The following is a 7094-nucleotide window of genomic DNA, read 5'->3' as shown; positions in this document are numbered from 1 at the left end:
GCCCACCACCGGGCCGACGGCGGTCACTTCTACTTCGACCCCGACCCCGCACCGGTGGTGGACCTGCTCCGGTCCGTCGTCGCCACCGGCAGGCACGTGGAGGTGATCTAGCGTGGACGGCACCGTTTTCCTGCGCGGGCCGCGGTACGTGCTCGGTGAGGAGGAACTGGACCACACCGAACTACCGGACCTGGCCGCGAAGGCGGACGAGTACGGTCTCGCGCCCGATGCCGGCCTGTGGGGCTGGGGCAGCGTGTTCCGCACCAGGCGCGGTCTCGGCGAACTGGCCGTCGACGCCGGTACGGCGACACTCCGTGCCACGGGGACCAGCCCGGCCGACGTCGACGCGCTGGTGTTCTGCTCGACGTTCGTGCCCGGACGGCCGGAGGGACACGGGGCGTTCCTGCGGACCGTGCTCACCGGCATCGGGCTGGGCGACGTCCCCGTGTACGGCCTGAGCCTCAACCGCTGCGTCAACCTGCTCGCCGGGATCGATGTGGCGTACTCACTGGTGGCCGCCCGCCGGTACCGCCGGATCCTGGTGGTCACCGCGGACCGCGTGATCGACGAGGCGGACCGCATCACCGGCTACGCGCTGTTCAGCGACGGCGCGGCCGGATGCCTGATCACCGGCGACGGCGGCGGAGACGACGGAGACGTCGGAGACGACGGAGACCGCGACGATGCCTACGAGGTCCTGGGGTGCGCCAACGCGCAGGAGACCGCTTCACTGGACTGGTCCGCGGAGATCAGCTCGGACCTGGCGAGGAAGGTCAACGAGAGCCTGCTCGGTCCGCTGGCGATGAAGGTCACCGAGCTGGACGCCCTGCTGCACGCCAACATCTTCCTGCCGGTGCTGGTGATGAAGGAGCGGCAGGCGGGCTTTTCGCGCGATCAGCTGAACACGGCCAACGTCACCCGCGTCGGGCACTGTTTCGCCGCCGACCCGGTGCTCAACCTCGCGGACCTGGAGGCGGCCGGAGGGGTGCGGCCCGGCGGCCATTACCTGCTGGCGTCCAGCATCCCCGGCTCCCGCCTCGGAGTCCTGCTCCGCAAACCGGCACACGAGAAGCAGGAGGCGATGCTTCATGCCCGCTGAGATGCCTACTGAGATGCCTACTGAGAGGTCCGGCAAGCCCACGTTCGTCCCACCCGACACCACCACCGCGCTGCCGAAGCTTCCGTTCCACTTCAGCGCCAAGGGCCTCGAAGAGGCGGCGCGCGTGCTGTCCGCCGGGCCCGCCGGCGTGTTCCGCGCCCTCCTGCACGATCAGGAGTCCGAGTCCACCCTGCTCGTGGCACGGCAGGTGCTCGAAGCGTTCCTGACCCGCGGCCGGGAACTGGCCGCGAAGTCCCCGGAAGCGGGAACCCCCTCCCGGGACTTCGCCGCCGCGGTCGCCGCGCTGGTCGAGAGAGCACGCGACGAGCTCGCCACCGAGCTGGACGGGCTGGACGAACTGGCCGCCACCGGCCCGGACGTGCGAACGGCCGTGCTGCGCCAGCGCGGGGTGCTCGGCCTGCTGGCCGGGTGCTGGCTGGACGTCGTGTCCCAGCCGGCGACCCAGCCCGCGGTCGTGGTCAACCGGCTGTTCGCACAGCATTTCGCGCTCCGCGGCGCCGGTGATCCACGCCGGTCGGCCCGCTACCGGCGGGCCAGGGTACTCGAGGACGCGGGCGCCGCGCTCCCGGACGTCGCCGCGGCCGACTTCCTCGAACGGGCGCAGGCGCGGGACCTCACGATCCTGCTCGGCTGCTTCCCGCTGGCGCTCGCGGTCCTGCCGGCGAACTTCCTGCCCGAGGTCGTCGGGGTGCACTACGCCTTCCACGCGCTCGGTGTCGACGACCGGCTGCTCGGCACCCCGCCGCCGCTGCCCGAGTCCGAACTGCGTGACCTGCTCGCCGAATACGCACGGCTCGCGGACGGCGAAGAACGCGACCGGCTCGTCGCCGCCGTCGTGCTCACCCTGGCCCTGGAGCGCGAGCACGTCGCGATGCTGGGGCAGCTCGCCGAATTCCGGAAGACACAGCCGCTGGAGTCGAAGGTCGCGGAGATCTTCGCGAGGCATGCCCCGCTCGCCGGACGCCAGCACGGGCGGATCCGCGTGGGCCGGTTGCCGCTCGTGGACATCTTCGACGGCTTCGGCCGCGTGGCCGGGCGGGTGGATGAGACGGCGCTCGCGGAGTTCCTCGCGGAGTTCCGCGAATCGCCGTATTTGAAGGCACGGCGGGACGGTGACTGCCGGTTCCTCGCGGCGATCCGGTTCGGCGGGCCGATGTTCGGGATTTTCAGCGCGGGCGAGGCGGGGATCCTTGCCGAATGGGCGGCCCGCGTGCAGGCAGGCGAGCGTCCGGACATCGCGCTGCCACCGAACACCGCGGGCGACGACCGGGCCCGGTACTGGCGTGAAGCGATCGCCGCCGCCCGCCCGGCCGACGTCGTGGTGTCCGAAGAGGAACCGGCGGATCACCGCGAACTCTTCTACCGCCTCGTCAACATCGAAAACTTCGCCAACACGCTTTCCCTGGCCGCCGAGCGGGCGGAAAAATGCTTCCAGGACGCCGAAATCCTGTTCGAACACGGCGCAGGCGGCCGCTACACCGATGCGAGCTTCTTCGAGTACAGTCCCGATGCCCTCTACCACCGGGCGGAGCGCATCTACTGGGAGAAGCTGGTGGACCCGTACGAACCGCTGACCGAGATCCCCGACGTCGACGAAGTGCTGTTCCGCCAGAACACCTACCACCTGACCTACCTCATCGACGGGGCGTGGCTGCACAGGCTCGGCAGGCTCGGCAGGCAAGAGCGTGAGAGCGACAGCATGCTTTTCGCCATCTATGCCGACGAAATGGGTAACGGCGACGTCCGCAAGAACCACCTCACGCTCACGCGGCGCGCCCTCGCCAGCATGGGCATCCACCTTCCGCACATCCGGACGGCGGAATTCATGGACCAGGACGAGCTGCCCGACGACCTGTACGGGTTCGCGCTGCAGCAGCTGTGCCTGTGCCTTTTCCCCGACCGGTTCCACAACGAAATCCTCGGCTACAACCTGGCCATCGAGATGTTCGGCTCCGGGGAGATGCGGCTGCACGAGATCCAGAAGCTGCGTCACCACGGCTTCGACGACTGCTACGAGCAGGCGCATCTGACCATCGACAACTTCTCGGCCGGGCACGCCAAACAGGCGGCCGACATCATCGTCGCCTACCTCGACCGGGTCCGCAGGACCAGCGGCGACGGCGCCATCGCCGAGGAGTGGCGGCGGATCTGGCGCGGCTACGCGTCGTTCGCGTACTTCCTCGAACAACCAATGCTCAAGGAACTCGCCGAGAGGCAGGCCGCCGGGCCGGTCCGGGAAACGACGGCGGAGCTGGTGCTGTGATGACGGGGCAGGTCACGACGCGGATCACTGTGCGGCACGAGACGCGGCCGACCGAGCGGCGCGCCCCGATCTCTCCTCGCGACGCCGCCGCCCTCGTCGGCCAGGGAATCACCCTCACCGTCGAACGATCGCCGCAACGCGTGTTCGCCGACGAGGACTACGCGGCCGCCGGATGTGTCCTCGCACCGGCCGGGAGCTGGCGGGACGCGCCCGCGGACGAATTCGTCATCGGGCTCAAGGAACTGCCCGGCGAGCCGGAAGCACTGCGCCACCGGCACATCTATTTCGGCCATGCCTACAAGGGACAGCGCCACGCGCGAGCGCTGCTGCGCAGGTTCGCCGAAGGCGGCGGGGCCCTGCTGGACCTGGAATACCTCGTCGACGCGCGCGGCAGGCGGGTCGCGGCGTTCGGGTACTGGGCCGGGTATGCGGGTGCCGCGCTGGCGGTCCTGCGAAGCCGCGGGCACCTCACCGCGCCGTTGAAGCCCGGCACCAAGGACGAGTTGGACCGCGCGTTGCGGCGGGACGGCGAACCCCTGCGCGCGCTGGTGATCGGCGCGCTCGGCCGGTGCGGGCGCGGCGCCTGCGACGCTCTGGCGGCCTCGGGCACCGAACCGACCCGCTGGGACATCGAGGAAACGCGCACCCTCGACGTCCCCGCGATCCTGGAGCACGACCTCCTCGTGAACGCCGTGCTCGCCACCGGACCCGCCACGCCGTTCCTCACGGGCGAAACCCTGCGGCGCCCGCGCCGGTTGTCCGTGATCTCGGATGTCACCTGCGACGTCGGATCACCCTTCCACACCCTGCCGATCTACGACGAGGTCACCACCTGGACCGAGCCCGTGCGCGGGCTCGGGGACACCGGCGCGCCCCTCGACCTCATCGCGATCGACAACCTGCCGTCGCTACTGCCGCGCGAGGCCAGCCTCGACTTCTCCGCGCAACTGGCCCCGCACCTGCGCTCGCTCGAGGGCATGTCCCCCGTGTGGCGGAACTGCCTGGACACCTTCCGCGAGACAAGCGCGAACTTCGGTCTCCTCCAGGAGGACAACCATGCCTGAATCCCTTCCCGGAACCGTCCACTGGGTCGGCACCGGATTGTCGACCGGCCGGGGGGTGAAGGTGCTGACCGGCACCGCGTCCCGGGTCGTGCTGTGGGGCCGGACGGCCGCGCGTGCCCGCGCATGTCTGGACCGCGTGGGCGCCACCGGCCTCGCCCAGGCACGGGCGTTCGACCGGGAAACCCTGGCGAGGGAAATCTCGCCCGGTGACGTCGTCGTCTCGATGCTCCCCGGCACCGAGCACCCCGGACTGCTGCGGCTCAGCCTCGATCGCGGCGCGCACTTCGCCTGCAGCAGCTACGTTTCCGACGAGATCCGGGCCGGGGCGGAGCGGGCGGCCGCCGCCGGGCTGTCCGTGCTCACCGAGGCCGGGCTGGACCCCGGCATCGACCACCTCTTCGCGGACCTGCTCGTCGGCGAGGCGCGGAAGGCGCTCGGTGACACCCCGCGCGCCACCGCGAGCTTCACCTCCTACTGCGGCGGTGTTCCCGCCGAGCCGAACGAGTTCCGCTACCGCTTCAGCTGGGCGCCCCGCGGCGTGCTGACCGCGCTCCGGACACCCGCCCGCTACGTCGAAGACGGCACCGAACTCCTCGCCGAACTGCCCTGGGAGGTCACCCGTTCCCTCCGGCTCGGCGAGGAGGAGTTCGAGGTCTATCCCAACCGCGACAGCCTGCCCTACGTCTCCCGCTACGGCATCCCGGCGGCATGGCACCTCGAGGAGTTCGTGCGCGGCACCCTGCGGCTCGACGGTTGGCTTTCCGCGTGGGCGGACGTCTTCGCCGAGATCCGCTCGGGTGACGACGACCGGATCACCGCGCTGGCGCGGGACCTCGCGGCCCGCTACCCGACCACCGAGGCGGACCGGGACCGGGTGATCCTGGCGGTCGCGCTGTCCGTCACCCGGGAAGACGGCGAGCGCTGGTCAGGGGAATACCGGCTCGACCTCACCGGCGATCCCTCCGAGAGCGCGATGTCCCGCTGCGTGTCGGTCCCGCTCGCGTTCGGCGTCGGCGAGATCCTCGCCGGCGCCCTCCCGCCGGGTCTGAACCAGGCCGCGCCGAACGCCGCGGACGCCTCGCGCTGGCTCGATCACCTGCGCGGGAACGGAATCCCGATCAGCTACCACGACAACCCGCACCGCCGTCGCGATGCCCGCGACGCATCGTCTCGAGAGGAACAGCGCGCATGACCCCCGCCCTACCCCGTGCCTTCATCCTGACCGGGTCGTTCCCGGTGATCCGGCGCAACCCGCTCTACCTCGACGAGCTCACCCGGCGCGGGCTGAAGATCCTCGTCATCACCGCCGAGTCCTACCGCGGCCAGGCTTCCGCGGCGATGTCCGATCCGGCGAACCCGGCGTCGCAGATCACCGAGATCGCCTTCGTGTCCGGCGACTTCACGGTCCAAGGCGCGTTCCTCGCGGGCGCGGTCGCGCACACCACGGCGTGGCGCGCGCGGTACCGGATCGTCGGCGCCTATGCCGTCGGTGACTACCTCGCCGAGCCCACCGGCCTGCTCTGCGACGGCCTCGGCCTGCCCTCGCCCGGCCTGCGCGCCAGTCGCGCGTGCCGGAGCAAGTACCTCCAGCGGTGGTACGTGCCCGAGCTCGGCCCCTCCTCGATCACCATTCCCGCCGAGCAACGGGACTCGGCCGACCTGCGCGCGGTCGCCTATCCCGCCGTCGTGAAGCCGGCCGCCCGCGCGTCCAGCTCCGGCGTCGAGACGGTGCTCGACGAGGCCGAACTGCGGGACCGGATCGCCGGCTACCCCGGCCATGAAGTGGTGCTGGTCGAACACAAGGTCATCGGGCCGGAGTACTCCGTGGAGAGCCTCGTGCAGCACGGCCGCGTCGTGTTCGCCTCCGCGACCGGCAAGGAAACCACCGATTCACACGCCCGCACCTTCGTCGAACTCGCCCACAGCGTGCCCACGCCGGACCAGGGCGTGCACGAGCGGCTGGTCGCGGCCAACGAGGTCCTGCTGCGGCGCCTCGGCTTCGAGAACGGCATCGCGCACTCGGAGTGGCGGATCGGCGAGGACGGGCAGCCGGTGCTGATGGAGATCGCCGGGCGCACGCCCGGCGACGGACTGCTGGTCCTGTACCACCTCGCCACCGGAGTCCCCCTCGAACCCGAGATCCTCCGCATCGCCCTCGGCGAGGAAGCGTCCTACCCGGCGCCGCGCCGCTTCACCCGGCAGGTCTACCTGGAACACGAACCCGGCGTGCTCTCGGACGTCACGGTCGACTGGCCCGGGGTGGAGCCGGTGTGGATCGGCGAAAGCGGGGTCTGGCCCGAGATCGCGCCGGGCCTCGACGACGGGCCTGCCCTGCGCGCGGTGCTGGTCCTGAAACCGCGTGGCAGCGTCCTTGTCCCACCCGCCAGCTCCGATGACCGCTCCGTCACGTTCTTCATCGACGCGCCGAGCCCCGGCGAACTCGACGAACTGGAGAAGCGGGTCCGCGACCGCGTGACGATCACCGTGGACCGCGCGTGAGCGGCCCCACGGACCGCGTGGCCGTCATCGCCACGTTCCGCGACTCACCACCGGCGGTGAAGACGCTGCTCGCGGGCGTTTTCATCAACCGGCTCAGCGGTTTCCTCAACATCTTCCTCGTGCTGTTCCTGACCTCGACCGGGTACGG

General features: G+C 70.8%; 5 protein-coding genes. All 5 read left to right on the top strand.

Annotated features, from left to right (window positions below; translation table 11 throughout):
* The first annotated feature begins 112 nt into the window (after positions 1-112).
* From FNH05_RS28025 to FNH05_RS28005, 5 genes are read left to right on the top strand one after another with little or no spacing between them, the layout of a single operon-like run.
* On the top strand, positions 113-1099 hold the full coding sequence (locus FNH05_RS28025; RefSeq protein WP_144591851.1) for a beta-ketoacyl-[acyl-carrier-protein] synthase family protein: 987 nt from the start codon (positions 113-115) through the stop codon (positions 1097-1099).
* A 13-nt stretch (positions 1100-1112) separates the two neighbouring features.
* Entirely contained in the window at positions 1113-3383 is a 2271-nt protein-coding gene (locus FNH05_RS28020; RefSeq protein ID WP_222426730.1) for an iron-containing redox enzyme family protein, read from the top strand.
* Positions 3383-4447, top strand: coding sequence for a saccharopine dehydrogenase (locus FNH05_RS28015; protein ID WP_144591849.1), 1065 nt, complete (start codon positions 3383-3385; stop codon positions 4445-4447). The genes FNH05_RS28020 and FNH05_RS28015 overlap by 1 nt, the downstream gene beginning before the upstream one ends.
* The gene (locus FNH05_RS28010; RefSeq protein ID WP_144591848.1) at positions 4440-5639 is read left to right on the top strand and encodes a saccharopine dehydrogenase C-terminal domain-containing protein; all 1200 of its coding nucleotides are present in this window, start codon (positions 4440-4442) and stop codon (positions 5637-5639) included. Before FNH05_RS28015 ends, FNH05_RS28010 begins: the two co-directional genes overlap by 8 nt.
* Complete coding sequence (locus FNH05_RS28005) at positions 5636-6946, top strand: ATP-grasp domain-containing protein (protein WP_144591847.1); 1311 nt, start codon at positions 5636-5638, stop codon at positions 6944-6946. The genes FNH05_RS28010 and FNH05_RS28005 overlap by 4 nt, the downstream gene beginning before the upstream one ends.
* Positions 6947-7094: the final 148 nt, after the last annotated feature.

This window comes from Amycolatopsis rhizosphaerae (assembly GCF_007713715.1).
Lineage (GTDB): Bacteria > Actinomycetota > Actinomycetes > Mycobacteriales > Pseudonocardiaceae > Amycolatopsis_E > Amycolatopsis_E rhizosphaerae.
This window is presented reverse-complemented; position numbering and strand designations above follow the sequence as displayed.

Coding starts and splice junctions, on each gene's coding strand:
- FNH05_RS28005 (WP_144591847.1), top strand. CDS start 5,636: ATGACCCCCGCCCTACCCCGTGCCTTCATCCTGACCGGGTCGTTCCCG.
- FNH05_RS28010 (WP_144591848.1), top strand. CDS start 4,440: ATGCCTGAATCCCTTCCCGGAACCGTCCACTGGGTCGGCACCGGATTG.
- FNH05_RS28020 (WP_222426730.1), top strand. CDS start 1,113: ATGCCTACTGAGAGGTCCGGCAAGCCCACGTTCGTCCCACCCGACACC.
- FNH05_RS28015 (WP_144591849.1), top strand. CDS start 3,383: ATGACGGGGCAGGTCACGACGCGGATCACTGTGCGGCACGAGACGCGG.